The 24356-nt window shown below is 72.6% G+C and carries 27 protein-coding genes; 12 read left to right on the plus strand and 15 right to left on the minus strand.

Annotation, left to right across the window (positions count from 1 at the left end; translation table 11 throughout):
* Positions 1 to 95: adenosylhomocysteinase (locus ACWDD7_RS33765; RefSeq protein ID WP_351877651.1), on the plus strand; the 95-nt coding region annotated here is incomplete at its 5' end.
* A 19-nt stretch (positions 96 to 114) separates the two neighbouring features.
* Complete coding sequence (locus ACWDD7_RS33770) at positions 115 to 795, plus strand: maleylpyruvate isomerase family mycothiol-dependent enzyme (protein WP_450460193.1); 681 nt, start codon at positions 115 to 117, stop codon at positions 793 to 795.
* A 43-nt stretch (positions 796 to 838) separates the two neighbouring features.
* Here ACWDD7_RS33770 and ACWDD7_RS33775 read toward each other — a convergent pair whose 3' ends face one another.
* Positions 839 to 1579, minus strand: coding sequence for a PIG-L deacetylase family protein (locus ACWDD7_RS33775; protein ID WP_392217998.1), 741 nt, complete (start codon positions 1577 to 1579; stop codon positions 839 to 841).
* Positions 1580 to 1731: 152 nt separating this feature from the next.
* Between ACWDD7_RS33775 and asnB the strand changes: the two genes are divergently transcribed.
* The 4 genes from asnB (at position 1732) to ACWDD7_RS33795 (ending at position 7332) form a co-directional block, all read left to right on the plus strand.
* Positions 1732 to 3522, plus strand: coding sequence for an asparagine synthase (glutamine-hydrolyzing) (gene asnB / locus ACWDD7_RS33780; protein ID WP_450460194.1), 1791 nt, complete (start codon positions 1732 to 1734; stop codon positions 3520 to 3522).
* 164 nt (positions 3523 to 3686) lie between these two features.
* The gene (locus tag ACWDD7_RS33785; protein WP_450460195.1) at positions 3687 to 5258 is read left to right on the plus strand and encodes a class I tRNA ligase family protein; all 1572 of its coding nucleotides are present in this window, start codon (positions 3687 to 3689) and stop codon (positions 5256 to 5258) included.
* 117 nt (positions 5259 to 5375) lie between these two features.
* Positions 5376 to 6695: a D-inositol-3-phosphate glycosyltransferase gene (mshA, locus tag ACWDD7_RS33790; RefSeq protein ID WP_450460196.1), complete on the plus strand. Its 1320-nt coding sequence runs from the start codon at positions 5376 to 5378 to the stop codon at positions 6693 to 6695.
* 271 nt (positions 6696 to 6966) lie between these two features.
* Positions 6967 to 7332: a hypothetical protein gene (locus ACWDD7_RS33795; RefSeq protein WP_450460197.1), complete on the plus strand. Its 366-nt coding sequence runs from the start codon at positions 6967 to 6969 to the stop codon at positions 7330 to 7332.
* Positions 7333 to 7388: 56 nt separating this feature from the next.
* Here ACWDD7_RS33795 and ACWDD7_RS33800 read toward each other — a convergent pair whose 3' ends face one another.
* The 7 genes from ACWDD7_RS33800 to ACWDD7_RS33830 all read right to left on the minus strand — a co-directional run bounded on the left by ACWDD7_RS33800 (position 7389) and on the right by ACWDD7_RS33830 (position 12029).
* Positions 7389 to 7832, minus strand: coding sequence for a Fur family transcriptional regulator (locus tag ACWDD7_RS33800; protein WP_351877635.1), 444 nt, complete (start codon positions 7830 to 7832; stop codon positions 7389 to 7391).
* A gap of 116 nt (positions 7833 to 7948) precedes the next feature.
* Positions 7949 to 8890 carry a helix-turn-helix transcriptional regulator gene (locus ACWDD7_RS33805; RefSeq protein ID WP_392217990.1) on the minus strand — a complete coding sequence of 314 codons (942 nt, stop codon included), beginning with the start codon at positions 8888 to 8890 and terminating at the stop codon, positions 7949 to 7951.
* 207 nt (positions 8891 to 9097) lie between these two features.
* Entirely contained in the window at positions 9098 to 9958 is an 861-nt protein-coding gene (locus ACWDD7_RS33810) for a class I SAM-dependent methyltransferase (protein WP_450460198.1), read from the minus strand.
* Between the two features lie 174 nt (positions 9959 to 10132).
* Positions 10133 to 10336, minus strand: a complete 204-nt coding sequence (locus ACWDD7_RS33815; protein ID WP_450460199.1) for a GNAT family N-acetyltransferase — start codon at positions 10334 to 10336, stop codon at positions 10133 to 10135.
* On the minus strand, positions 10333 to 10620 hold the full coding sequence (locus ACWDD7_RS33820) for a hypothetical protein (RefSeq protein ID WP_450460200.1): 288 nt from the start codon (positions 10618 to 10620) through the stop codon (positions 10333 to 10335). Before ACWDD7_RS33820 ends, ACWDD7_RS33815 begins: the two co-directional genes overlap by 4 nt.
* 36 nt (positions 10621 to 10656) lie before the next feature.
* Positions 10657 to 11640: a M56 family metallopeptidase gene (locus tag ACWDD7_RS33825; protein ID WP_450460201.1), complete on the minus strand. Its 984-nt coding sequence runs from the start codon at positions 11638 to 11640 to the stop codon at positions 10657 to 10659.
* Positions 11637 to 12029, minus strand: coding sequence for a BlaI/MecI/CopY family transcriptional regulator (locus tag ACWDD7_RS33830; RefSeq protein ID WP_450460229.1), 393 nt, complete (start codon positions 12027 to 12029; stop codon positions 11637 to 11639). The genes ACWDD7_RS33825 and ACWDD7_RS33830 overlap by 4 nt, the downstream gene beginning before the upstream one ends.
* Positions 12030 to 12138: 109 nt before the next feature.
* Between ACWDD7_RS33830 and ACWDD7_RS33835 the strand changes: the two genes are divergently transcribed.
* Entirely contained in the window at positions 12139 to 12312 is a 174-nt protein-coding gene (locus ACWDD7_RS33835; protein WP_450460202.1) for a hypothetical protein, read from the plus strand.
* A 60-nt stretch (positions 12313 to 12372) separates the two neighbouring features.
* On the opposite strand, the gene ACWDD7_RS33840 is transcribed toward ACWDD7_RS33835, so the two are convergent.
* The 3 genes from ACWDD7_RS33840 to ACWDD7_RS33850 form a co-directional block, all read right to left on the minus strand.
* On the minus strand, positions 12373 to 12642 hold the full coding sequence (locus tag ACWDD7_RS33840; RefSeq protein ID WP_070025049.1) for a metal-sensitive transcriptional regulator: 270 nt from the start codon (positions 12640 to 12642) through the stop codon (positions 12373 to 12375).
* Between the two features lie 27 nt (positions 12643 to 12669).
* Complete coding sequence (locus tag ACWDD7_RS33845) at positions 12670 to 14934, minus strand: heavy metal translocating P-type ATPase (RefSeq protein WP_351877623.1); 2265 nt, start codon at positions 14932 to 14934, stop codon at positions 12670 to 12672.
* A gap of 346 nt (positions 14935 to 15280) precedes the next feature.
* The gene (locus ACWDD7_RS33850; RefSeq protein ID WP_450460203.1) at positions 15281 to 15541 is read right to left on the minus strand and encodes a heavy-metal-associated domain-containing protein; all 261 of its coding nucleotides are present in this window, start codon (positions 15539 to 15541) and stop codon (positions 15281 to 15283) included.
* Positions 15542 to 15718: 177 nt separating this feature from the next.
* On the opposite strand from ACWDD7_RS33850, the gene ACWDD7_RS33855 reads away from it, so the two are divergent.
* The 4 genes from ACWDD7_RS33855 (at position 15719) to ACWDD7_RS33870 (ending at position 18250) form a co-directional block, all read left to right on the plus strand.
* Positions 15719 to 16666 (plus strand): hypothetical protein, encoded by a 948-nt coding sequence (locus ACWDD7_RS33855; RefSeq protein ID WP_450460204.1) that lies wholly within the window; start codon positions 15719 to 15721, stop codon positions 16664 to 16666.
* Positions 16667 to 16740: 74 nt separating this feature from the next.
* The gene (locus ACWDD7_RS33860) at positions 16741 to 17298 is read left to right on the plus strand and encodes a GNAT family N-acetyltransferase (RefSeq protein ID WP_450460205.1); all 558 of its coding nucleotides are present in this window, start codon (positions 16741 to 16743) and stop codon (positions 17296 to 17298) included.
* 255 nt (positions 17299 to 17553) lie between these two features.
* Positions 17554 to 17754: a hypothetical protein gene (locus tag ACWDD7_RS33865; protein WP_450460206.1), complete on the plus strand. Its 201-nt coding sequence runs from the start codon at positions 17554 to 17556 to the stop codon at positions 17752 to 17754.
* Between the two features lie 325 nt (positions 17755 to 18079).
* Positions 18080 to 18250: a DUF5670 family protein gene (locus tag ACWDD7_RS33870; protein WP_285563149.1), complete on the plus strand. Its 171-nt coding sequence runs from the start codon at positions 18080 to 18082 to the stop codon at positions 18248 to 18250.
* A gap of 25 nt (positions 18251 to 18275) precedes the next feature.
* On the opposite strand, the gene ACWDD7_RS33875 is transcribed toward ACWDD7_RS33870, so the two are convergent.
* Together ACWDD7_RS33875 and ACWDD7_RS33880 are read right to left on the minus strand one after the other, a co-directional pair.
* The gene (locus ACWDD7_RS33875; protein ID WP_450460207.1) at positions 18276 to 18404 is read right to left on the minus strand and encodes a hypothetical protein; all 129 of its coding nucleotides are present in this window, start codon (positions 18402 to 18404) and stop codon (positions 18276 to 18278) included.
* A 542-nt stretch (positions 18405 to 18946) separates the two neighbouring features.
* On the minus strand, positions 18947 to 19909 hold the full coding sequence (locus ACWDD7_RS33880; RefSeq protein WP_450460209.1) for an SDR family NAD(P)-dependent oxidoreductase: 963 nt from the start codon (positions 19907 to 19909) through the stop codon (positions 18947 to 18949).
* 106 nt (positions 19910 to 20015) lie between these two features.
* Between ACWDD7_RS33880 and ACWDD7_RS33885 the strand changes: the two genes are divergently transcribed.
* Positions 20016 to 20684, plus strand: coding sequence for a hypothetical protein (locus ACWDD7_RS33885; protein WP_450460210.1), 669 nt, complete (start codon positions 20016 to 20018; stop codon positions 20682 to 20684).
* Between the two features lie 312 nt (positions 20685 to 20996).
* On the opposite strand, the gene ACWDD7_RS33890 is transcribed toward ACWDD7_RS33885, so the two are convergent.
* Positions 20997 to 23663 (minus strand): MFS transporter, encoded by a 2667-nt coding sequence (locus tag ACWDD7_RS33890; protein ID WP_450460211.1) that lies wholly within the window; start codon positions 23661 to 23663, stop codon positions 20997 to 20999.
* The gene (locus ACWDD7_RS33895; protein ID WP_450460212.1) at positions 23660 to 24346 is read right to left on the minus strand and encodes a MarR family winged helix-turn-helix transcriptional regulator; all 687 of its coding nucleotides are present in this window, start codon (positions 24344 to 24346) and stop codon (positions 23660 to 23662) included. The genes ACWDD7_RS33890 and ACWDD7_RS33895 overlap by 4 nt, the downstream gene beginning before the upstream one ends.
* Between the last annotated feature and the right edge of the window lie 10 nt (positions 24347 to 24356).

Here is a 24356-nt window from a genome sequence, read left to right on the forward strand (position 1 = left end):
TCGGCGTCAAGCTGACCACGCTGCGCCCGGAGCAGGCCGCGTACATCGGCGTGGAGGTCGAAGGCCCGTACAAGCCGGACCACTACCGCTACTGAGCCCGCGGAGCAGAGAGAGATGTCCGAGCACAACCCGTACGCGGCGACGGGCCGGGATCCCGGCCTTCCCGGCCGGCTGCTCCGCACGGAGCGGGACGCGCTGATGCCGCTGCTGCGCGCCGCCCCGCGGGAGCGGTTCGAGCTGCGCACCGCCTGTCCCGGCTGGACGGTGCGGCAGGTCCTCGCCCATTGCGGCGCCGCGTTGATCCGCATCGTCGAGGGCCGCCTGGAGAAGGGCGCGTTCCTGCCGGAGGCGAACGCCAAGGATGTGGCGGAGCGCGAGGACTGGCCCCTGGAGCGCGTGCTGGACGAGCTGGACCAGGGGCTCACGGAGGCCGGTGCGGTCATCGCCCGGCGGGACGACGACCGGCTGGACGCCGTCGCGCTGGGCGAGTGGGTGCACGCCGGTGATGTGCGCGAGGCGTTCGGGGAGCGGGGGGCGTACGCCGGGGAAAGCGTGGAGCACGCCCTCCCCCTGCTCACGGCGACGAGCCGCCGGCGCGGTACGCCGGGGCTGCGCGCCCATCTGCCGGGCCTCCCGGTGCCGCTGCCCCTGGGGAACCCCTGCGCGGAGCGCCCCCTCGCCGAGTTCCACGGCGACATGCCGACGCTGATCCGCGTCTACACCGGCCGCCCGCTCGTCGGCACCCGCTACCAGCTGTCGGGTGCCACGGAGAAGGAGCTGTGCATCTACCGGTGACGCGGGGCACCCCGACCGGTCCGCGCCGCGAACCGGCCGGCGCTCACTCGGTCCTGACGATCTGGAACGCCTCGGCGAGGCGGCCCGGGGGCAGGCCGCCCGCGTCGGCGTGCTCCGCGAGCCAGTCGCGCAGCAGTCCGGCGAGATCCTCGAAGTGGGCCGTCTGCGAGGTGTGGATGCGCAACGCCTCGACCTTGCGCTCGAAGACGGTGGTGACGTCGACGTACTGGTTGGGGGTCGGTCCGGTCATGAGCCACAGTTCGGGCACGATCCAGGGGTCGAGGCCCTCGTGCTTGAGCAGCTCCGGGTGGGCGAAGGGGTTGCGCGCCTCCGGGTAGACGGCCCGCAGCGCCGCGTCCCCGACCGCCCGGTGGTCCGGGTGCAGGTCCGCGACCCGCTTCCAGTTGATCTCGGGGCTGGGGATGATCGCGCGCTGCGGCCGGACCTGGCGGATCACCCGGCACAGGTCGCGGCGCAGTTCGGCGGTCGGCTCGACGAAGCTGTCCCGGTAGCCGAGGAAGCGCACGTCGTGCACCCCGCTGAGCTTGGCCGAGTGCACCTGTTCGGCGCGGCGCAGATCGGCCATCGCCTGCCGGGGCAGTCGTTCGTCGTAGCCGCCGGCGTCGCCGTCGGTCACGATGCAGTACGTCACTCGGGTGCCGTCGGCGATCCAGCGCATCACCGTGCCGCTGACGCAGAATTCGATGTCGTCCGGGTGGGCGGCCACGACGAGAAGACTCTCCGGCGCGCCGCGGTCTGGGGGCTCGGCCCTGAACTCTTCCATGAGATCAACCCTGTTGGGCGGCCACCTGACGGACAAGGCGGCCCCGGTGGCGCGTCGACGCCATGACACCTATGCGCCAGACCAATGATTGTCACCCCCCTATATTTTGTTGCCTCAAAACAACTTGGACCCATGTCTCGGAGGCCACCAGAATGTGCAGGATCTTCGGTTCCTTCGCGGTCGCGGCCACCGGCGCCGAACTGGCCACGGTGTCGGCCCGGCAACGGCACGGGGGGCCGGACGACCGCGGTGTCCTGACCGGCCGCGGCTGGTCGCTCGGCTGCGACCGGCTCGCCGTGACCGACCCGGCGGGCGGCACCCAGCCCTTCACCCTGCCGACGGCGCCGGGTGTGCTGGCCGTACTGAACGGCGAGATCTACAACCACCGCGAGCTGCGCAGGCAGTTGACCGCGCGGGGCCACCGCTTCCCCGACCGCTGCGACGGAAGCCTGCTGCCCGCGCTGTACACGGAGTTCGGTCCGGCGTTCGCCGAGCGGCTGGACGGCATGTTCGCGATCGCCGTCCTCGACCTGCGCGAGCGCCGGCCCCGGCTCGTCCTGACCGTGGACGGGATGGGCATGAAGCCCCTGCACTACCACCAGGGTCCGCGGGGCGCCGTGCGGTTCGCCTCCGAGATCCCCGCGCTGCTCGCGTTCGACGGGGTGCCCGCCACGCCACGCGAGGAGACCCTCGACACCGTCCTGTCCACCAGGACCCCCTTCGGCACGGAGACCGCGCTGCGGGACATCCGCGTCCTGCCGCCCGGGAGCGTCGCGGTGGCCCACGGCGCCGAGGGGCTGCGGATGCTGCGCTGCGGTCCCCGCGCCCCGGAGCCCCGCACCGAGCCGGCGCCGTCGGCCGCGGACGTGCTGGAGACCCTGCGCCGCGAGGTGGGCCGGCTCTGCGACGTCGACCTGCCGCTGTGCGCCCTGACCAGCGGCGGCCTGGACTCCGGCCTGGTGACCGTCCTCGCCGCGGAGCACGCCGGGCCGCTGCACACCTTCCACCTCGGCTACCGGGGCCGCTGGCCGGGCGCCGAGCACACCTACGCCAAGGCCGTCGCCAAGCGTGCCCGCACCCGCCACCACCAGGTCGGCCTCGACCCCGCCGAGCTGCCCTCCCTGCTGACCCGCACGGTGCGCCACCTGGGCCAGCCCAACGCCGATCCCATCACCGTCAGCACCTACGCGCTGTTCCGGGCCGTACGCGAGGCCGGGTTCACCGCCGCGCTCACCGGGGACGGCGCGGACGAGCTCTTCGGCGGCTACGAGCGCGTCCGCACCGCCCTGACCGCGCCCGCCGGGGCCGACTGGACGGCGGCCTACGTCGACGCGCTGGCGGCCGCGCCCCGGCTGCTGCGGGAGTGGCTCTACACCCCCGAATACCGGGCGTTCATCGCCGAACGCGGCTCCGCGGCCGACCGGGTCACGGCCGAACTGCGCGCCTCCGACACCGAACGGGCCGGCATGCTCCAGCAGTTCGAGACGCGACGCCGGCTGCCCGCTTACCATCTGCGGCGCGTGGACCATCTGAGCATGGCGTGGGCGGTCGAGACCCGGATGCCGTTCTGCCAGCCGGCCATGGCACGTCTCGCCCGGCGGCTGCCCGCCGGACCACGCACCGGGAAACGGGCGTTGTACGAGGCCGGGCAGGGGCTGCTCCCCACCACCGTGCTCCGCCGGCCCAAGCAGCCCTTCACGCTGCCCCTGTCCGCGATGCTCGCCGTCGACGGGCCGCTGCTGTGGACCCTGCGCGAGCTGCTCTCGCCCGCGCGGCTGCGGCGCACCGGGCAGCTGCGCGCCGACCGGGTGCAGGCGCTGTTCGCCCGGCACGCCGAACGGCCCTCCGACCAGGACGCCCTCGCCCTGTGGGCGCTCGGCGTGCACGAGCTGTGGACCGATGTGGTGCAGGGTCTTCGGGTGTCGGCCGACCTCGCGGCGTGATCACCTGGCGCATCCACGTCACGGCGTGAACGCGCACCGCTCCGGGCGCGGTCGGGGCGGCACCTTTCTGTCAGGGTGGAGGCAGCCCCCGGAGCGCCACCTCGTCGAGCCCCGTTGACGCTCGCGGGCTCAGCAGCGCTCCCCCACCGCCAAGGAGCTCGGCCATGAGCAGCCCACTCTGGATCACCGCCACCCCCCTTGCCAGTGACGGCGAACTGCACATCGGGCACCTCGCCGGACCGTATGTCGCCGCCGACGTCCTCAGCCGCTCGCTGCGTGCCGACGGGCACCCCGTCCTGTTCACCTCGGGCACCGCCGATCACGCCGAGTCCGTGGCACTGCGCGCGCTGCGCGGCGGGCGCAAGCCGGAGGAGGTGGCGGAGGGCTTCCGGGCGGCGATCACCGCCGACTGGCTGCGCGCCGGTGTCCACCTCGACCGCGTGGTCCGCCCCGGGCGCGACCGCGGCTACCGGCGGTGGCTCCAGGAGCTCCTCCTCGGCCTGTACGCCCAGGATGTCATCGTGCCCCGCACCCGGCTCGCGTACTACTGCGAGTCCTGCCGGTGCTGGCTGCACGGCGCGTACGTCACCGGCGCGTGCGGCCACTGCGGGACGCGCGGCGAGGGCGGGTTGTGCCGCCGGTGCGCCCGGCCCAACGACGCCGAGCTGGTCGATCCCGCCTGCGCGCGGTGCGGTGCGCCGGGCCGCCCGCGCCGCTGCCGGCGCCTCTATCTGCCCCTGGAGCCGATGCGCGAGCTGCTCGCCGACCACTGGCGGGGCTCGGGGCTGCCGCCGCGGCTGGCGGTCCTGTGCGAAAGCCTCCTGGAGGACGGGCTGCCCGACGTACCGGTGAGCCATCCGGGCGAGTGGGGGGTCACCGTGCCCGTGGACGGCTTCGCCGGGCACCGCGTCGATTCCTGCTTCGAGTCCGCCGCGATGCATCTGTTCGGCTACGGCCACGACAAGCAGCCCTTGCCCGGACGCGCCCTGCACTTCTCCGGGTTCGGGCACGCGTTCTGCCATGTGGTCCTGCTGCCCGCGATCCTGGTCGCGCTCGGTCTGAAGCTGCCCCAGGAGTTCCACGTCAACGAGACGTTCGGCACCGGCTGCGAGGAGCCGGACGGCGGTCCCACGCTGTGGGCGCTGGACCTGCTCACGGAGTTCGGTGCGGACACCGTGCGCCGCCATGTCCTGACGGCGCGGCCGCAGGGCCCGGGCCACGGCGCCGGGCGGGCGGAGCTGGAGCACACCCGCCAGTTCCTGGACGGCACCTGGAACAGCTGGCTGAGCCGGCTGTTCGCCGCCGTGCGCGAGGACAGCGCGGGCCGGGTGCCGGACGCGGACCCCGGCGGCGAGGGCTGGGCCGCGCTGCGCCACCGGCTGCACCGGGCCGCCGAGGATCTGCGCGAGGCGTACGGACCCGAGGCGTACGACCCCCGGCGTGTTGTCGCCGTACTGGACGAAGTGGTGCGCTGCACCGCGGACTTCGGGTATGTGAACGGGTTCGAGCGGCACCGGTTGTCCGGCGCCGGACAGCATCTTCCCGCGCTGGCCGCCCAGTTGGCGGTCGCGACGGCGCTCACCGCCTGGGCCTGGCCGGTGATGCCCGAGGGCGCGACGCGACTGGCGCAGGCGCTGGACGTCTCGCCGGGTGGTCCGGTGATCCCCGGGTCCCTCGTCCCGCCGGCTCCCGGAACGCGGCTCGCTCCGCCGTCCGGCCCGGTGTTCGGCTTCTGACCCAGGCCCCCCGACCCCCTGCTCCCGCGCCCGCGGGAGAACCAGGTGCCCACCCGCTCCCGGAGAGGAGCGGGTGGGCACAGCAGTTTACGGACCGTCAGCGAAGGAGTCCCCCTCGTGTCGTTGCGCATCGCCATGCTCAGTGTCCACACCTCGCCGCTGCACCAGCCCGGGACGGGTGACGCGGGCGGCATGAACGTCTACATGGTCGAGCTGTCCCGCGCCCTCGCCCGCGAGGGCGCCCGGGTGGACCTGTTCACCCGCTGCCTCGGCGAGGGCCACCCGCCTCGTGTCGAACTCGCCCCCGGTGCGGACGTCCTGCACCTCCCCGCCGGTCCGCGCCGGCCGCTGCCGAAGGAGACCATGCCGGACCTGGTATCGGACTTCGCCCGCGCCCTGCTGGCGGCGACCGCCCGCGACCGCTACGACGTGATCCACTCCCACTACTGGCTCGCGGGACAAGCCGGCGCCCTGGCCGCCGAACACCGGGACATCCCGCTGGTGCACACGATGCACACGCTGGCCCGGGTGAAGAACGCCTCGCTCGCCCCGGGCGACCGCCCCGAACCCGGCCTGCGCATTCACGGCGAGGCGGCCCTCGCCAGAGCCGCCGACCGGCTCATCGCCAACACCACCGAGGAAGCGGTGGCGTTGCGGGACCTCTATGGGGCCGACGCCGACCGCACCGACGTCGTGACACCCGGCATCAACGTGCGGACCTTCCACCCGGCGGACGGCCGGCGGGCGGCGCGCGCACGGCTCGGTCTGCCGCGGGACGCCTTCATCCCGCTGTTCGCCGGGCGCATCCAACCGCTGAAGGGACCGGACGTACTCGTCCACTCGATCGCCGCGCTGCTGCGCGAGTCACCCGGACTGCGCCGGCGGCTGCTCGTGCCCGTCATCGGCGGGCTCAGCGGAGCCGGCCTGCGGGCGCCGGGTGAGCTGCGGGAACTGTGCGCGCGGCTGGGCCTGCTGGACGTGGTGAGTTGTCGACCGGCCGCGCCCCAGGGAAAGTTGGCCGACTGGTACCGGGCAGCGGACGTACTGGTGATGCCGTCGCGCAGCGAGTCGTTCGGGCTGGTGGCGCTGGAGGCGCAGGCGTGTGGCACTCCGGTGCTGGCGGCGGCGGTCGGCGGCCTGCCCGCCGCCGTGCGGGACGGCCTGACCGGTCTCCTCGTACGGGGGCACGACCCGGACGACTACGCGCGCGCGTTGCGCTGGTTCGCGGAGCATCCCGCACATGCGGCGGGCATGGGCCACGCCGCCGCCGAGCACGCTCGCCGGCTGGACTGGGGGGCGACGGCCCGCAGCACACTGGGCAGTTACACTCGTGCGCTGCGGGACCGGGCGTCCGAGGTGGGGCAGGAGCGGCGGCACGCCCCTGCCCCCGCGGCCGCTTCCTCCCGGAGGTACAAAAGGGCCGCGGTACCAGCCTAGCATTTCATTTGAGCAGACCAAAGGTGTTGCCTCACCCAAAAAGGATGTCCGGCCTGATTTCTTCGGTTGGCCGGATAAAGCCGCCTGTGGTGAATCCGTCGGGCACCACCAGTCCCGGCGCTGTCATATCCGCGCCATGGCAGGTCCACGACTTGAGGAAACATGGACTCCCCGTCCAGGGAGGGCGATTATAGAAATGTCTTCGGAACAAGCCCGGCGGCACGGGCCCGAAGACAAAAACCACCGATCACTTCCTGGAGGAAAAGTGTCCGTGTCTTCCCGCACCGCCGGTTTCCGCACCGCCGCCCGCCAGTTCGCCCTCGCCGCCCTCGTCTGTACCGCCGTGGCGGGCGGAGCGGTCGCGGCCACGGCCACGGCCACGGCCACGGGAACACACTCCGCGCACCACGCGGTCGCCGACAACAACTGGCCGGCCACACCCAGCGCCACCCCGGCGGACAACAACTGGCCCAACTCCGCCACCGTCACCCCGGCGGACAACAACTGGCCCACCGCCAGCGCCACTCCGGCGGACAACAACTGGCCCACCGCCTCCGCCGTCCCGGCCGACAACAACTGGCCCGCCACCCCCGCGCCGGCCGACAACAACTGGCCGACGCCGGTCGCGACGGTCTGACGCGACACCTCCCCAGGGCCGGGAGAGACGGGTGACCGTCTCCCCGGCCCGGCCTGTCATCCCGCCGCGGAAACCGCGGAACGGCAGTCCGGGCACAGCCCCTTGAAAACAATATCGGCGTCGTTCACATCCCAGTCCGGCAGATCTTTTCGCGGCAGGGCCGGAGCGCTGTGAGCAACATTTTCCACACGCCCGCAATGCACACACAGTGCGTGCTGGTGAGACGGTCCCGCGATTTCGAACACCGCCGGCCAGCCGGGACGCTCGAATTTCGTCACCAGACCCGCTTCCAGGAAATGCCTCAGCATTTCGTAGACGGCCTGGGAAGTGAGTGTGCCGAGCCGTTCGCGCGCCGCGGCCGTCAGGCCCTCGACATCGAGATGATCGCCCGAGGCAAGCACCTGCAGCACCTCCAGGCGCGGGCTGGTGACCCGCAGCCCTGCATCGCGGAGTTGGCGGATCGCCGTCTCGCGCCCCTGAGCCACCGCTTCGCGTGCCATCTTCCCGCCATCTGGTGAGACCAAAAGTTTGAATGCATCGTACCTCTTGGTCCACCGGGTGCGCGGAGGGCGCGGCAGGGGTTGGCCGAGAAGGCCCGCCTGCCGGGCGGCGGGGTTCAGTCGAGCCAGCCGAGCCGGGCGGCCCGCACGCCCAGCTCGAAACGGCTGGACGCGCCGAGCTCCTGCATCAGCTCGGAGATCATCCGGCTCACCGTCCGCAGCGAGACGCCGAGGCTGCGCGCGACCTTCTCGTCCTTCATCCCCGAGGCCAGCATGCGCAGCGCCGCCCGCTGCTGCTCCGACAGCCCGTCGCCACCCCGCGCGGGCAGCACCTGCTCGCCGTAGGGCGTCGCGGTGTGCCAGCAGTGCTCGAACAATGTCTGGTACGAGCGCACGATGGCGGAGCCGTGGGCGAGAATGGCACCGGCCGAGCCGTCCTCCGGATCGACCGGAAGAATCGCGAACTGCTCGTCCGCGATGATCATGTTCATGGGGACGACGGGCGAGAGGCGCACCTGGACGCCCAGTTTCGCCTTCATCCGCAGGTGTTCCGCGTCCTCGGGCACCGAGGTCAGGCGCTGGCTGAAAATGGAGCGGACCTGGACGCCCTTCTCGATCTGCCGCCGGTCCCGGTCGAGGGCGCGCTCGGGGATCTCCCGCCCCCGTGCGATCGGGTGCATCGAGGCGAGGTTGGCCTGGACGGTCACCGTGATGTCCTCCAGCACCTGCTGGATACGCCGGTAGTCGGAGAGGATCTCGATCTCCACGCCGACCGTCTGGGCGAGCGTCTCCGTGCGCAGGAAGTTGCCGGCGAGGGTCTTCAGGGTGTGGTGCGCCCGATCGGCCTGCTCCAGGTGGTGGCGCAGCCGGGTGCGCTCACGCTCCAGCAGGCGCAGCAGGGCGATCTCGGGGGCGATGACGGTGACGACGTCGGCCTCCGTCTCGTCGCAGGCGTCCGGTTCCAGGCGGCTCGCGTGCAGCTGGCCGGTCCGGACGACCAGCCCGAGGTCGATCAGCTCCTCGCGACATCGCGCGAGGTCGCCCTCCGAGAGGCCCATGCCGGACGCGACCTGGTGCAGGCTCGACGCCCCCCGTGCTCGAAGATGCCGGTAGAGGGTGAGAGCCAGATCAGTGGATTGCGTCCCTGCACCGCCACTGCCGTTGATCACCGCGACGCGGCCCCCCTTGTGATTGCGCGAAGCTCATCACACCTTGTCACAGAGCAGGCCAGAGATCTCCGATGCTGCTTAGTAATGTGACGCTCGTCACGTGTCGCTGCGGCATACCAGCAGGACGCTCCGGGTCCGCTCGTCCAGCCGGTACTGCCGCTCGTCGGCGACCCGCAGTCCCGCGGCGCGCAGATCCCGGTGAAGTTCCAGGGAGTTGACGATCCATTTGGCGGTCGTCACCGACGAGGAGCGGCTCCCCGCCGGCTCCGAACGCTCGATGGCATAGGTGATGTGCTCGCGCATGGCCACCGGGTCGAAGTCCTGCCGTGCCACGACCCATTCGGTGATGCCGTCGAACCGTGGCACCTCGAACGACCAGGCACGGTGCGGGTGTTCGGCCAGCTCCACGGCGTCATGGGCGGTGTAGTCGAAGGCGAGCGCGCCGTACGGCCCGAGGTGCCCGGCGATCTCCCGCAGCACGCGGGCACGGGAAGCGGGAGGGACGGCGGCGATCATCGACCCTGCCATCACGGCGAGTTGGCAGGGTCGGTGCAGGCGCAGATCGAGCAGATCGGTGCGGGTCGCGGTGATCCGGTCACGGACCCGGGGGCCGAGGCGGCGGGCCCGGTCGAGCAAGCGGTGCAGACTGCGCCCGTCCCGGTCGACCGCGTCCACCGTGAATCCCTGGCGCGCGAGGGGCACGGCGAGCCGGCCCGCGCCCGAGCCGAGGTCCAGCACCGGGCCGCCGGTGGCCCGGGCCAGCGCCAGGTACTCCAGGACGTCACCGCTGAACGGGCCGAGCAGGGCGTCCTGGAGCCACACGTCCTCCCCCGTGAGCGGGGCGAGGCACTCCAGACCGGGCAGATGGTCCGGGCGCGGAGGGGACGCGGTGGCGTTCCGGGACAGCGGGTCCGGCGCGAGCGCAGGCCTCACCGGTGTGCCGGTCTGTGTGTGCATCGCTCCTCCAGGTGGCCTCGGCCGTTCCCGGCCGTCCCGACGGGCCCCGTGCCGCCGGGGCCGCGCCGCCCGACCATCGTGTCCGGGACCGGCCGCGGCGGTCCAGCCAGGAGGTATGCGTTTTCACGCCAACGCGTGGGTACGCCAGGGCCGCGCCCCGGTCGACCACGCGACTCACACGGTTCGCGCCAATCTCCGTCCGTCGGCGGTGAAGCCGCGGGCCGTGAAGAAGGGCGGCGCGGGATCGTCGTCGGCCTGGAGGGTGACGCCTTGTGTCCGTGCCTCCCGGGCGCGCATCCGGCCGGTGAGCGCGCTCGGCAGGGCGCCGTCGATGCCGCGGCGGCGGTGGTCCGGCGCGGTGCACAGGGTGTAGATCACAGGGTGTGGATCTCGCCCTCGCCGACGCCCGGGACACCGCCGGCCGCGGCGCCGACGACCCGGCCGTCGGGCTCCGCAGCCACCAGCCGGCCGAGCCGGCCCGGGGCGCCGCCCGGTGTCCCCGTCCCGGCGGTGATGCGGGGCGGCGAACAGTTCGTCCCCACCGGCCGTGCCACGTCGTCCGCCGGGAGCCGGCCCGTGCAGCGGTGCCGTATGACGGCGGCGAGCGGCTGTGAGACCGGGGCGACGTCCGCCACCCCGGCGGACCGTACGTCCACGCTCACCAGGGCAGAACCTCCACGGAGGCCGTCCTTGCCGGGTCACATGCCGGGGGCCGGGACGAAGCAGCACACCGCCGCCAGTCCGGGCAGACCGACGGCCAGGGCGAGGACGAGCAGGGCGACACCCAGCACCGTGGGGCGCTCGGTGGGTGGTTGAAGGATGCGCCGCATGCGCAGCACCGCCGACGGGCCGCCCGCCGCCAGGGCGGCGTGTGGTGCCTGTCCGGCCGCGACCGCGTACAGCGCGACGGCGAGTGCCCGGCGCGAACACCGGCGCAACGCCCGGTCGTCCGCAATCATTTCGAGCAGTAGGGGCACCTCGTCGCGGACGAGCCGGGCCAGCGGCAGCCGCCGGGAGAGGGCCCCGACGGCCGAGGCGGCAGCGGCGACAAGGTGGTGGCGGCCCGCGATGTGCGCGCGTTCGTGCTCCAGCGCGGCCGTGAGCTGTTCTCCGGTCAGGGCGTGCACGGCGCCCTCGCTGACCACCACTTGGGGCGCGCGTCCCGGCAGGCAGTAGACGGCGGGAGTGGTGTGCGGCAGCACCGTGGCCCTCAGTTCCGAGCGCCATCGCCCCACCACGCCGAGGACTTCGGCGTGCCGGGCGCGCCTGCGCCGGAAGTCGAACACCTGCCGGGCGAAGGCCAGGGCGAGGGCGAGCGGCGGGCAGACGGCGGCGGAGAACCCCGCCCACGCGCGGGCGCTGGGCCGCTCCAGGTCGTCCAGCATGACGACGACACAGCGTCTGCCGCTGCTGAGGAAGCATCCCTGGGTCACCTCGGACAGCTGATGGCTCTCGGCGACGGGGAAGAACAGCTGGAGGACCGCGAGGGACAGGGAGGCGGTGACGACGAGCACCAGCAGCCCCCACAAGCCGAGCGTGAGCCGGGGCGTGCGGTGCGCCCAGGGGCTGCGGACGAGGAACCGCGGCAGGATCACCCCGGCGGCCACGGCCAGCACCAGCGGCGGCAGCACATGGTGGAACCGCATCACCAACTCTCCTGCACGGTACAGGAGTTCGCTCACGACGGTTTCTCCGGTGGCGCCTCGCCCGCCGGCCGGTGTCCTGCGGCACGCAGGGCGGCATCCAGGACGGACACGTCCTCCGGCGACATGTGCTCCACGAAGCGCTGGAGCGCGGCCTGCCGGTCCTCGGTACTGCCGAGGACCTCCTGCATCAGGCTCGCGGTGTACTCCTCACGGCTGCGCAGCGCCTTGTACAGCCAGGCACGCCCGGCCTTCTCGCGCCCAAGCATGCCCTTGCGGTACAGGATGTCCGCGACCGTCATGACCGTCGTATAGGCGACCGGCCGGATGCGGTTGATGTCGTCGACGACCTCCCGGACCGTGGCGGGCCGTCCCCAGTTCCAGAGACGATCCATGATTTCGGCTTCCAGACCACCGAGCCGTCGCACCTGTTCCCCTCCGCCGCCCGTCACCGAGGCGCTCCATATCGTAGGACAAGCCTTCCGGATGCGGCATCACCGACCGCGTCCCCATACCGGGGAGGGGTATGGTCGACGCATGGTGTCCTTCAGCAGGAGAGTCGTCGTCGGACGTCCGGGTGCCGCGTGCGCCACGCTCTGCGGAGCAAGCCTCGGCGAGGCCGAACTGGTTCTGCTGCGCCAGGTGTTCGGCCTGTGCCTGAGTCTCGGTCTGCGGTTGCGCGCCGAGTGCGCGGCGGCGAGGGAGAGGTGACACACGCAGGGCCCCGGGCGGAGCGATCCGTCCGGGGCCCTGCGTTTCGGAGGCCGGCCATCAGGCTCGTACGAGCCGGGCGATGGCGGAGGAGGCCTCGCTGACCTTGGTCCTGGCCTGTTCACCGCCTTCCACGATGGCCTCGGTGACACATGAGTTGAGGTGCTCGTCCAGCAGGGCCAGCGCGCAGGACTGCAACGCGGCGTTGGTGGCGGCGACCTGGGTGAGGACGTCGATGCAGTAGGCGCCCTCCTCGACCATGCGCTGTAGGCCACGGACCTGGCCTTCGATGCGGCGCAGCCGTCTGACGATGTCGTCCTGGTGGGCCACGGCGGCCTCCTTGTCCTCGTCCGCGTCTCAGCGGTCCGCGGGCGTGAAGCCGCGCAACCGGAGGCTGTTGCCGACCACGAAGACCGAGGAGAAGGCCATGGCGGCGCCGGCGATCATCGGGTTGAGCAGGCCGCTGGCCGCGAGCGGCAGGGCCGCGACGTTGTAGGCGAAGGCCCAGAAGAGGTTGGACCGGATGGTGCCCAGCGTCTTGCGGGACAGCCGGATCGCGTCCGCCGCGACCCTCAGGTCTCCCCGGACGAGCGTCAGGTCGCCGGCCTCGATGGCCGCGTCCGTGCCCGTTCCCATGGCGAGACCGAGGTCGGCCTGGGCGAGCGCGGCCGCGTCGTTGACGCCGTCCCCGACCATGGCGACCGAACGGCCCTCGCCCTGGAGGCGCTTGACGACATCCACCTTGTCCTGGGGAAGGACTTCGGCGAAGACGTGCTCGGGGGCGATCCCGACCTCCGCGGCGACCGCCTCGGCGACCGCGCGGTTGTCACCGGTCAGCAGGATGGGCGTGAGCCCGAGTCCGCGCAGCCGGCGGATGGCCTCCGGGCTGGTCTCCTTGATGGCGTCGGCGACCTCCAGCACCGCGCGCGCCTCGCCGTCCCAGGCCACCGTGATGGCCGTACGGCCGGCCGCCTCGGCCCGCGCCTTGGTCTGCGCGAGCTTCTCGGGCAGTTCGATCGCCCACTCGGCGAGCAGCTTCTCGCGTCCGACGAGCACCGCGTGCCCTTCCACGATGCCCTGGACGCCGAGGCCGGCGATGTTGGCGAAGTCCTCGGGCGCGGGCAGGATGCCCACGCGGGCGGCGGCGCCGGAGGCGACGGCCTGGGCGATGGGATGCTCGGAGGCGTGCTCCAGCGCCCCCGCGAGGCGCAGCACCTCGCTCTCGTCCGTGCTGTCGGCGGCGTGCACGGCCAGCAGGGTCATCCGGCCGGTGGTGACGGTGCCGGTCTTGTCCAGGACGATGGTGTCGACCTTGCGGGTGGTCTCCAGGACCTCGGGGCCCTTGATGAGGATGCCGAGCTGGGCGCCGCGGCCGGTGCCGACCATGAGCGCGGTGGGCGTGGCGAGGCCGAGGGCGCAGGGGCAGGCGATGATCAGTACGGCGACGGCCGCGGTGAACGCCTCGGTGATGCCGGCGCCGTTGCCGAGCCAGAAGCCCAGCGTGCCGATGGCCAGCGCGATGACCACCGGGACGAAGACCGCCGAGATCTGGTCGGCGAGGCGCTGGGCCGCGGCCTTGCCGTTCTGCGCGTCCTCGACGAGCTTGGCCATGCGGGCCAGTTGGGTGTCGGCGCCGACGCGGGTGGCCTCGACGACGAGTCGGCCGCCCGCGTTCAGGGTGGCGCCGGTGACGCCGTCGCCGACGCCGACCTCGACCGGCACGGACTCGCCGGTGAGCATGGAGGCGTCCACGGCGGACGAGCCCTCGACCACGGTGCCGTCCGTGGCGATCTTCTCGCCCGGACGGACCAGGAAGCGGTCGCCGACCTTCAGTTCGGCGACGGGCACGAGCTCCTCGCGCCCGCCGCGCAGCACGGTGACCTCCTTGGCGCCCAGTTCCAGCAGTGCCTTCAGAGCGGCGCCGGCCTTGCGCTTGGAACGGGCCTCGAAGTAGCGGCCGGCCAGGATGAACGCGGTGACTCCCGCGGCGGCCTCCAGGTAGATGTTCCCGGCGCCGTCGCTGCGGGCGATGGTCAGCTCGAAGGGGTGCCGCATGCCGGGCATGCCGGCCGTGCCGAAGAACAGCGCCCACAGGGACCACAGGAAGGCCGCCGAGGTGCCGACGGAGATCAGGGTGTCCATGGTGGCGGCGCCGTGCCGGGCGTTGGTCCAGGCGGCCTTGTGGAACGGCCACGCGGAGTAGGTGACCACCGGCGCGGCGAGTGTCAGCGACAGCCACTGCCAGTTGTCGAACTGGAGGGCCGGGACCATGGCCATCGCGATGACGGGCACGGCGAGTACCACCGCGGTGGTCAACCGCTCACGCAGCGGCCGCAGTCCGTCGGCCTCCGCCCTGGCCTCCCCGCCGCCGGAACCGGATTCGGCGCGCGGCGGCTCGGGTTCGCGCGCGGTGTAGCCGGTGGCCTCGACGGTCGCGATCAGATCGGCGACCTCGATGTCCGCGCGGTAGCTGACCTTGGCCTTCTCGGTGGCGTAGTTGACGGTGGCCTCGACACCGTCCATGCGGTTGAGCTTCTTCTCGATCCGGGCGGCGCACGAGGCGCAGGTCATGCCGCCGATGGCGAGTTCGACCTCGGCCGCGCCGGGCGTGGTGGTGGTCATGTCTCTGCTCCTCGGAGCTGGTGGACGTACAGGGTCGGGGCGGGACGCAGCGGGCGGGCAGGTCCCGCCCCGACGTGGGTGGCCGGGCGGTGGGCCCGACAGGGGTGGGTCGGGCGGATCGGCCCGACGGGGGTGAATCCGTACGGATCAGGTGGTGGGCGCCGGCGTGGACGGGCCAGGGGCCGAAGCCGAGGTGGGCGGAGCCGGTGGCGGCGCCGGGGCGGATGTTCCCGGCGGCCGGAGCCGACGCGGGTTGACTTGATGGCCAGGGCTGAGGTGGCGGCCTGTCGGCCTGGGCCCAGGGGGCGAGCCGGGCGGCCGGAGTCGACGCGAGCGGCTCGTCCGGTCAGGCGGCGGCCCGGCCCGCGAAGTCGTAACCGGCGTCGTCGACGGTCTCGGCGATCAGCGCGTCGAACGCCTCGTCGGCCTCGGCGACGGGGGTCACGGTCACCAGGCCGGTGCCGATCTCCACCTCGACCGCGGCGACCTCGTCCAGGCCACCGACCGCCCGGGTGACGACTCCCTGGCAGTGGGCGCTGCCGACGCCGTCGACCTTGTAGACGACCGTGGCCGGGGCGCTGCCGTCAGGGGTGCGGGAGTTCGACACGAGATCCTCCAAGGTGACTGCCGATACCCCCTCGGGGTATCTTCGAACGGCTTCATGTATACCCCCCACCCGTATTCGACGCAAGCCTGCACCCGGTTTGACTTCATACCCCCTGGGGGTATGGTGGCCACACGGTCGGCCGCACACCGAGCGACCGAGAGGGACGAGGAGTTGGCCATGAACACCGCACTGCGGATCACCGTCTTCGCCGCCGCGCTCGCCGCGACGTTCGGCACCGCCTACGGGGTCGGCAACGCCGTGGGCACCATCACCCCGCAGCAGAAGGGCGGCCACACCATGCACCACGGGACGAGCGGCGGACACGACGACATGGCGTCCATGCCCGGCACGCCCGGCATGCGGCACGACGCCGAGCCCGGCGGCCTGGAGATCTCCAAGGACGGCTATACGCTCGCCCTGAACACGTCACAGGTGCCGGCCGGCGAGAAGACGGAACTGAGCTTCTCCGTCGTGCGGGACGACACGGGCCGGAAGGTCACGGCGTACGAGCGGGAGCACGGCAAGGAGCTGCACTTCATCGTCGCTTCCCGGGATCTGACGGTCTACCGCCATCTGCATCCGGCGCGTGCCGCCGACGGCACCTGGAGCACGTCCGTGGATCTCCCGCGCGCGGGCGGCTACCGCGTCTTCGCCGACTTCACCCCCAAGGGCGGGGAGTCGCTCACGCTGGGCGCCGACCTCGCGGTCGCGGGCCGGTACGAGCCGACGGCGCCGCCCGCGCACAGCACGACAGCGAAGGTGGACGGCTACGAGGTGCGTCTCGACGGCACCCCCGTCGCCGGCGAGCCCTCCACCCTGAACCTCACCGTGACCAAGGACGGCCACCCGGTCCGAAACCTCCAGCCCTACCTCGGCGCCTACGGCCACCTCGTCGCCCTGCGCTCCGGCGACCTCGCCTACCTCCACGTCCACCCGACGGGCGAACCGGGCGACGGCACGACCGCCCCGGGCCCGAAGGTCTCCTTCATGGTGACGACGCCCACCGCGGGCGCGTACCGCCTCTTCTTCGACTTCCAGCACGAGGGAAAGGTGCGTACGGCGGCGTTCACGGTGCACGCGGGCGGCACGACGGGGACGCACGGCACCGGAGCCGGCGAGCACTGACGCGGCCGCCCGATCACGCGATGGCCCTGTGAGGTTCGGCACGGCCGAGTGATCTTCCGCGGACGGACGGACCGATGTTCCCCGAGACAGTACTGCACACGGACCGCCTGGTCCTGCGACCGTTCACCGACGCCGACGTCGAGGACACACAGGCGAGTTGCGCCGACGCGCTCACCCAGCGATGGCTCCCCCTCCCCCGGCCCTACACGTCGGACGACGCCACCGCCTGGTGCACCTCCGTCTCCCATGCCCTGCGCGAGTCCGGTGACGACATCCACTTCGCCGTCACCGACGCCCGCACCGAGCGGCTACTGGGCACCGTCGGCCTCAAGAAGACCGACTGGCGGGCCCGGGTGAGCGAGGTCGGCTACTGGGTCTCCCCCTGGGCCCGCGGCAACGGTGTCGCCACCGAGGCGACCCGCGCCCTGGCCCGCCGGCTCCTGGACGACCAGCATTTCGAACGCCTCGAACTCCGCGCCGCCACCGCCAACGCCGCCTCCCGGAGGACGGCCCTCAAAGCCGGCTTCCACCGCGAGGGCGTCCTGCGCAACGCGGGCTTCGTCCATGACGGGCGCGTCGATCTGGTCCTGTTCTCCCTGCTCCCGGACGATCTCCGGGGACCGGAACGATGACCGGGTGACCAGGTGACCGAGACGAGCGTTCGGCGAGCCACCTGCTCGACGCGATCCGGGGGATCGTCGGCCAGCGCGTACGGGACCGGCTGAGCCCCGGGCGGCCGATGTCGGCGCTCCCTCGGCGACCGGCTGCGGAACTTCTACGCCAGGGCGGGACGAGCCCCACCGAACCCCCGCGCCTGCCCGGCCGTGAACTCCAGGAGGCTCGGGGCCGAGCTGCCGTCCCGGGGTATCGGACGTACATTCGCGTCCATGGAGGAGATGCCGCGGCGCATCGACCCCGCCACGGACCGGACCGCCGCCGCACACCTGCTGGGCTGTCTGCCGGACGAGGTCGGCTACTGCCCGCGCTGTCAGGGGCTCACCCGCCGCTACGGCCGCCGGGCCCAGATCGTCTGCGCGGCCTGCCGGGCGGCCGAGGCCGCCGAGGCCGCCGACCCCTCCCGCGGCTGACCGCGCCGTTTCGCGCGGTCGCCGGGTGACGTGGGGCTGAGGGGGCACTCCGGAAGGACGGATGCCACCGCGTGAAGGGGGCGGACGACGAGGGCCCGGCCGACGGCCGTGAACGCCGGTTCGCCCGCTGGCAGGCGGACACCTTGGCCGACGTGCGCCTGCGCGGCCCGAGCAGATATCGAGGCCGCACGGGCGACGCGGCGACGGCGCCGAGGAGCAAGCCCATCGAAGGCATGCTCTTCCCCTTAACGCGTGTAAGTAACGTGCGTTTTACGTGCTTGCCGGGACGGAGCAAGGGCATTCGGTGGCCAGGAGGTTGATAACGATGGTTCCCCTGCTTCTGGTTCTTCTTCTGGCCCTGATCCTGTTCGGTGCGGGCTTCGCGCTGAAGGCACTGTGGTGGATCGCGGTGATCGTGCTGGTCCTGTGGCTGCTGGGCTTCCTCGTCCGGCCCGCGGGCAGCGGCGGCCGCCGAGGGCGCTGGTACCGGTGGTAGCCACCCGTCGGGCCGTCGTCCCCGGCTACCGGTCCCCCTCTGTCCCGCGGGTCGGACGGGTGACGAGACGGTAGTCGACGGCGATGTCGCGGTACTCCCGGCCAGGGGCGACCCGGTCGGGGAGGTCGGTCCGCTCGCCGTGGGAGGAGGACACCCGGACGTCCGTCGCCGAGGAAGCCGACGGACGTCCGGGTGTCCTCCTCGAAGCGCAGACGGCCACCGCGGACCGTCGCCTCGAACGAGACGTCCGGTTCCGGGGATTCCTCGGAGCCGCGCGCGACGGGTGACCTACCGGCGGCGAGGACGGGCCGACGGCTCGTCCTCGCCGCCACCGCCGTCGCGGTCGCGAGAACGGCCGGGCGGGCCGGGTCCGTTCGGCTTCGCCGCTTCTGCTCGCGGCCCCTCTTGGCCGACCGTGCCGTTCACCCGGCGGCGCCGCGGTCGGCCGCCTTCCCCACCACGTCGACCGGTTCCCCTCGGCGCCGACCGATTCAGCGGCGGTGTCTCCCGCCTTCTTCACCGTGCGCCCCGCGGTCCGGCCGACGTCCTCGACGGCCCTTCCCACCCCGGTGCCGAGTTCGCCTACGGCCGGCCGCCGCCTACGTTCCACACCGCCGACCAGCATGGGACGGGTGACGAGGGCGGGCCCGCGGACCGCGCGGGTCGGCGCGCGAGGCACCGGACGGCCCCTGCCGGTCAGGACGCGAACGCGTCCACGCCCGTCAGCTCCGCCGACAGTGCCCACAGCCGGGCCGCCTGCTCCGGGTCGATCGCCCATTCCCTGACGCCGACGCGGTCACCGCTCTCCGGAGCGGTTTCGGCGACCTCGCAGTCCTCCAGGTAGAGGCCGCCGAGCCCGTCGAGCTGCGGAGAGGTCGCCGCCCACACCTGGGTGGCCGCGCCCTGCTGCGGGGTCTTGAAGGCCTCGGGGTGGAGCACGGTGCCGTCCTCGTCGATCCAGCCGCGCTCGATCATCTCCTCCTTGGCCAGGTGCCGCTGAAGCGGGGTGATGATGCCTCCGGGGTGCAGGGCGAAGGCACGGACGCCGGTGTCGCGGCCGAGCTTGTCGAGTTGGACGGCGAACAGGACGTTGGCGGTCTTGGCCTGGCCGTAGGCCTCCCACTTGTCGTAGCCCTGCCGCCAGTGGATGTCGTCCCAGCGGATGCCGGCGGCGTGGTGGCCGCGCGAGGACACGGAGACGACCCGGGCGCCGCCCGGGGCGATCGCGGGCCACAGCCGGTTGACGAGGGCGAAGTGGCCGAGGTGGTTGGTGGCGAACTGCGCCTCCCAGCCGTCGCCCACCCGCGTCTCCGGGCACGCCATGATCCCGGCGCTGTCGATCACGATGTCGAGGCTCCGCCCGGAGTCGAGGAACCGCTCCGCGAACCCCCGTACGCTTTCCAGGTCCCCGAGGTCCATCTCGTCCACCTCGACACCGGGCAGCCCGGCCAGCGCCCGCTCGGCGGTCTCCGGACGGCGCGCCGGCACGACGACCGTGGCACCGGCCTTGACGAGCGAGCGCGTGGTCTCCAGGCCGATACCCGAGTAACCACCGGTGACCAGAGCCAGTTTGCCGCCGAGGTCGATGCCCCGCAGAACCTCGTCCGCGGTGGTGGCGGCGCCGAATCCGGACCCGATCTTGTGCTGTGCAGTACTCATGCCCGGAACGCTACGGATTGGAGTGCCCTCTAAGTCAAGCGACGAACCCCGGGCTGAGGTTACCCGCCTCCCACGGCCGACCGGCCGGCGTCCTAAGGTGCTCGGCATGCCGATACCCGTACATGCCCTCGCCCACCGGCCGTTGACCCCCGAGGCCGTCGCGGAGCTGGTCGCCCTGCCGTTCGAGGCGCCCGTCGGCGAGGACCACGACGCCGTCGAGGAGGAACTGCGGCGGCGCGGCTGGGACCGGGAGGACCTGGTCTGCGAGTCGTTCCGCACCGGGCACGGGCATGTGCTGTGCAGCGAGGACTACAGCCCGTTCGGGGAGCTGGAGGCGCGGACCTTCCTCGTCTTCGGACAGATGTATCCCGTGGACCCGGACGACGAGAAAATGGTCAACGGAACCTGGCTGAACGGGTATATGGAGGGGTGGGAGCGGGTGCCCGGCTGGAGCGGCCTGCGGCCCGCCACCGATCAGGACTGCGAGTCCGTGCTCAAGCAGGCGGCGGGGGCGGTGACCGAGGTGCTCGGCTCGGCCCCCGAACGGACCCTCGTGTCCGCGCACACCGTGGGTCCCGGCCCCGCGCTGACCCACCGCGTCTGGCGCACCCCCACCCACGCCCTGGTCCTCGGACCGTCGGCCGACGAGGGCCCCTACGGCTACCTCACCCACCTCCAGTTGTCCTCCTCCCCGCTCTCCTGCGCCCCCGCCCTGCCGCCCGCCGACGACGAACAAGCCCTGGCCGACTGGATCACCGCGCACATCGATTGGTGACGTCGGACATCAACCGGTAGGAGACCGGGGCTCGTTGGCCGCAGACGACCTCTCACCACAACCGCGCCGTCATGCGCGGCGTCGGCGGCGGCCGGTTCGCCGAGGATGCCGTCGGCCGGCGTGTGAGGGCGAGCAGGACGAGCAGGGGCACCATCGGGTACCACGTGCGCGTGCTGCGCGAGGCCGGACCCGTGCGGTCGGCCGGGGGACGCCGGGTGCGCTTCCGGTGGGACCCGCGCAAAGACGTCAGGGCCCGCGATCCGGTGGATCGCGGGCCCTGACGCGGACGCGCCCGGGGGCGCGCCGGACTCGTTATCGGCCGGTGTCCTCGTGGGACAGTTCGAGGTCGAAGTCCGTGGTGGCGCCGGCGTCCAGGCGTACGGAGGTGGCGACCGGGGCGTACCCGCCGGCGATGACGGTGTACTCGCCGAGGTCGAGGTCGGTGAACGCGTAGGCGCCGTCGGGGCCGGTGGTCACCGTGCCGAGCACGTTTCCGGCCGCGTCCAGCAGCGTCACCTTGGCGTCGCCGAGCGGGGCGCCGGTGACGGCGCTGATGACACCGTGCAGCCGGGCACCGGGTTCGAGACGGATCTCGCAGGGCTCGGCCGTACCCGTGGTGACCTCGACCGCGACGGCCGTCGGACGGTGGCCCGGCGCGTTCACGGCGAGCGTGTAGCTGCCCGGGGCCAGGTCCACGAGCGAGAAGCCGCCGTCGGCGCCGGAGGTCGCGGAGGACACGACCTCACCGCGCAGGTCGGTCGCGACCAGCAGGGCACCCGGCAGCGGGTTGCCCTCGGCCGCGTCCCGCACGGACCCGGCGAGCGCGGCGCCGCTGCCGCCGAGCACCAGGTCGCAGACGACCGGCTCGTCGCCCACCAGCACCGTGACGGCCTGCGGCTGGTGAGCACCCGCGGCGCCGATCAGGACATAGGTGCCGGTACCGGGCACCGACAGCGTGTAGCCGCCGTCCGTGCCGCTGACCGCGCGGTCCAGCTGCCGGCCGCGTACGTCGATCAGGGTGATCGCCGCCTGCGCGACCGGGGCACCGGAACCGTCCAGCACCCGGCCGCTGACGACCTGCCGGGCGGCGGAGGTCACGGACTCGGCGGCCGCGGGGACGTCCGCGACCGGCGCGGCGGCGGGCTCCGGCGTCCGGACGTCGTCCGCCGGGGCGCCACTCGCCTGGACGTCGTCCGCCAGGGCGCCGCTCGCCTGGACGTCGTCCGCCAGGGCGCCGCTCGCCTGGGCGTCGTCCGCCTCGGCGCCCTCCGCCTGCGTGCCGTTCGCCTCCGCGGCCCGTGCCTCCAGGCCGGAGACCTTGCGCAACGGCACCTCCTTGGTCCACACCGCGACCAGGAAGCCGAGGACCATGATGGCGGCGGCGCACAGGAACACCACGTGCATGGCGTCGGTGAAGCCCTCCTTGAAGGGCTGGGCCAGACGCGGGTCGAGCCGCTGGATGAAGGAGGAGTCGTCCAGCACGCCCGAGCCGCCGCCGCTCGCGGCGGGGTTCTTGAGCATCTTCAGCACGGGCGCGTTCGCCGGGTCGGCCTGCACGGCCGGGTCGTGCAGGGCCGCCTGGAACGCGGACGTCCGGACCGCCGCCCGGAACGCGGAGCTGATCTTGTCGCCGACGGTGCTGAAGAGCACGGACAGGAAGATCGCCGTTCCGGCGGTGCCGCCCATCTGCCGGAAGAAGGTGGCCGACGCGGTGGCGACGCCCATGTCCCTGGGTTCGACGGAGTTCTGCACGGCCAGGGTCAGGATCTGCATGCAGCCGCTGAGGCCGAGGCCGAACAGCGCCATGTAGGCCATGGTCTCCGGCAGCGGGCTGTCCCACTGGACCCGGTAGTGGAACAGCAGCATGGCGGCGATCAGCAGGATCGTGCCGACGATCGGGAAGATCTTGTACTTGCCGGTCTTGGAGATGATGCGGCCGACCACCATGGTGCCGGCGATCATGCCGACCATCAGCGGCAGCATCAGCAGACCGGATTTGGTGGGGCTGACGCCCTTCACGATCTGGAGGTACAGCGGGACCATCATCATCCCGCCGAACATGCCCATACCGATGAGCACGGACATCAGGCTCATCTTGCTGAACACCGAGCTGCGGAACAGGCGCATCGGGATCAGCGCCTCGTCGCCCATGGCCCGCTCCACGAAGACCCAGGCCACCAGGCCGACCACGCCGATGGCGTAGCAGACGTACGACCTGGTGGAGGTCCAGCCCCAGCTCTGGCCCTGCTCGGCCACGAGCAGCAGCGGCACCACGCCGACGGCGATGGTGAGCGCGCCCCACCAGTCGATGCGGTGCTCGCGCCGGGTGTGCGGGATGTTCAGCACCTTGGCGACGACGAACAGCGCGATGATGCCGATCGGCACGTTGACCAGGAACACCCAGCGCCAGCCCGCGATGGCCAGGATGCTGCTGCGGCCGGCCAGGAAGCCGCCGATCAACGGGCCGAGGACGCTGGAGGAGCCGAACATGGCGAGCATGTAGCCCTGGTACCGGGCACGCTCGCGGGGCGGCACGATGTCACCGATGATCGCCAGGGCCAGCGACATCAGACCGCCGGCGCCGATGCCCTGGAAGGCGCGGAAGGCCGACAGCTCGTTCATCGAGGTGGCGAAGGAACAGGCCGCCGAGCCGATGACGAAGATCGTGATGGCCGCGAGGAAGAAGGGCTTGCGGCCGTAGAGGTCGGACAGCTTGCCGTACAGCGGGGTGCTGATGGTCGACGTGATCAGGTAGGCGGTGGTGACCCACGCCTGAGCGCTGAGTCCGTGCAGATCGTCCGCGATGGTGCGGATCGAGGTGCTGACGATGGTCTGGTCGAGGGCCGCGAGGAACATGCCCAGCATGAGGCCGCTGAGGATCGTCATGATCTGGCGGTGCGTCAGCCGGCCGGCCGGCGGTGGTGGCGACGCGGATATCGCTGGGGTTCCCCCGCGGGCCGGGGACGCGGACGTGGTCATGCGTGCGGATCTCCTTGCCTCGCCTCGCCCGCCGGGTGCTGCCCGGTCCCGAGGCTCGTGTACGTGCTGTCCACCAGGTCGTCGTTGAGGCGCTTCAGCAGACGGGTGAGAAGGGTGCGGTCCCCGGCCGGCCACGGCTCCAGGAGGCGGGTCAGCTCCGCCTCGCGGCGGCGTACGGCGCTCTGGTACGCGGCGCGCCCGGCCTCGGTCGCGCTGAGCAGCGAGCCCCGGCGGTCCTCCGGGTCCGGGTGGCGCTCCACCAGCCCCCGGTCCACCAGCGAGCGCACCTGCCGGCTGACCGTCGACAGGTCGAGGAAGACGTCCGCCGCCAGATCGGTCGCGCGACGCCGGCCGCAGGTCACCAGCCGGGCGAGGAGCACACGGTCGGCGGCCCCGCACTCGAAGCCGGCGCGCTGCGTCCAGGCGGCGAAGAGCCGCATGAGGCGCACCATCTCGGCTCCGAGGCCCGACGCCGCGGCCTCGGCACTCCCGGCCTGCGCGATCACGGTCGCGGCGTCGGCCGTCCGCGCGCCCGCCGTCGCGGCGGCCACCGGTTCGGCGATCGCCGTCGCGGTGCGCGGCGCACCGGCGGGCGGTACGTCGTCGGTGCGCGCGGCGCCCGGACGTACGGCGCCCGGACGTACGGCGCTCCCCTTGCCCCTCCGGCTCTCTGTGCCGATCATCACTCACATT

This window comes from Streptomyces sp. NPDC001056, assembly GCF_053598955.1.

What these genes read in the sequence shown, in the direction of transcription:
- ACWDD7_RS33770 (WP_450460193.1), top strand. Translation starts at nt 115, where the DNA reads ATGTCCGAGCACAACCCGTACGCGGCGACGGGCCGGGATCCCGGCCTT.
- ACWDD7_RS33775 (WP_392217998.1), bottom strand. Translation starts at nt 1,579, where the DNA reads ATGGAAGAGTTCAGGGCCGAGCCCCCAGACCGCGGCGCGCCGGAGAGT.
- asnB (WP_450460194.1), top strand. Translation starts at nt 1,732, where the DNA reads ATGTGCAGGATCTTCGGTTCCTTCGCGGTCGCGGCCACCGGCGCCGAA.
- ACWDD7_RS33785 (WP_450460195.1), top strand. Translation starts at nt 3,687, where the DNA reads ATGAGCAGCCCACTCTGGATCACCGCCACCCCCCTTGCCAGTGACGGC.
- ACWDD7_RS33800 (WP_351877635.1), bottom strand. Translation starts at nt 7,832, where the DNA reads ATGGCACGCGAAGCGGTGGCTCAGGGGCGCGAGACGGCGATCCGCCAA.
- ACWDD7_RS33805 (WP_392217990.1), bottom strand. Translation starts at nt 8,890, where the DNA reads ATGGGCCTCTCGGAGGGCGACCTCGCGCGATGTCGCGAGGAGCTGATC.
- ACWDD7_RS33810 (WP_450460198.1), bottom strand. Translation starts at nt 9,958, where the DNA reads ATGCACACACAGACCGGCACACCGGTGAGGCCTGCGCTCGCGCCGGAC.
- ACWDD7_RS33835 (WP_450460202.1), top strand. Translation starts at nt 12,139, where the DNA reads ATGGTGTCCTTCAGCAGGAGAGTCGTCGTCGGACGTCCGGGTGCCGCG.
- ACWDD7_RS33845 (WP_351877623.1), bottom strand. Translation starts at nt 14,934, where the DNA reads ATGACCACCACCACGCCCGGCGCGGCCGAGGTCGAACTCGCCATCGGC.
- ACWDD7_RS33855 (WP_450460204.1), top strand. Translation starts at nt 15,719, where the DNA reads ATGAACACCGCACTGCGGATCACCGTCTTCGCCGCCGCGCTCGCCGCG.
- ACWDD7_RS33860 (WP_450460205.1), top strand. Translation starts at nt 16,741, where the DNA reads ATGTTCCCCGAGACAGTACTGCACACGGACCGCCTGGTCCTGCGACCG.
- ACWDD7_RS33865 (WP_450460206.1), top strand. Translation starts at nt 17,554, where the DNA reads ATGGAGGAGATGCCGCGGCGCATCGACCCCGCCACGGACCGGACCGCC.
- ACWDD7_RS33870 (WP_285563149.1), top strand. Translation starts at nt 18,080, where the DNA reads ATGGTTCCCCTGCTTCTGGTTCTTCTTCTGGCCCTGATCCTGTTCGGT.
- ACWDD7_RS33880 (WP_450460209.1), bottom strand. Translation starts at nt 19,909, where the DNA reads ATGAGTACTGCACAGCACAAGATCGGGTCCGGATTCGGCGCCGCCACC.
- ACWDD7_RS33885 (WP_450460210.1), top strand. Translation starts at nt 20,016, where the DNA reads ATGCCGATACCCGTACATGCCCTCGCCCACCGGCCGTTGACCCCCGAG.
- ACWDD7_RS33890 (WP_450460211.1), bottom strand. Translation starts at nt 23,663, where the DNA reads ATGACCACGTCCGCGTCCCCGGCCCGCGGGGGAACCCCAGCGATATCC.
- ACWDD7_RS33895 (WP_450460212.1), bottom strand. Translation starts at nt 24,346, where the DNA reads ATGATCGGCACAGAGAGCCGGAGGGGCAAGGGGAGCGCCGTACGTCCG.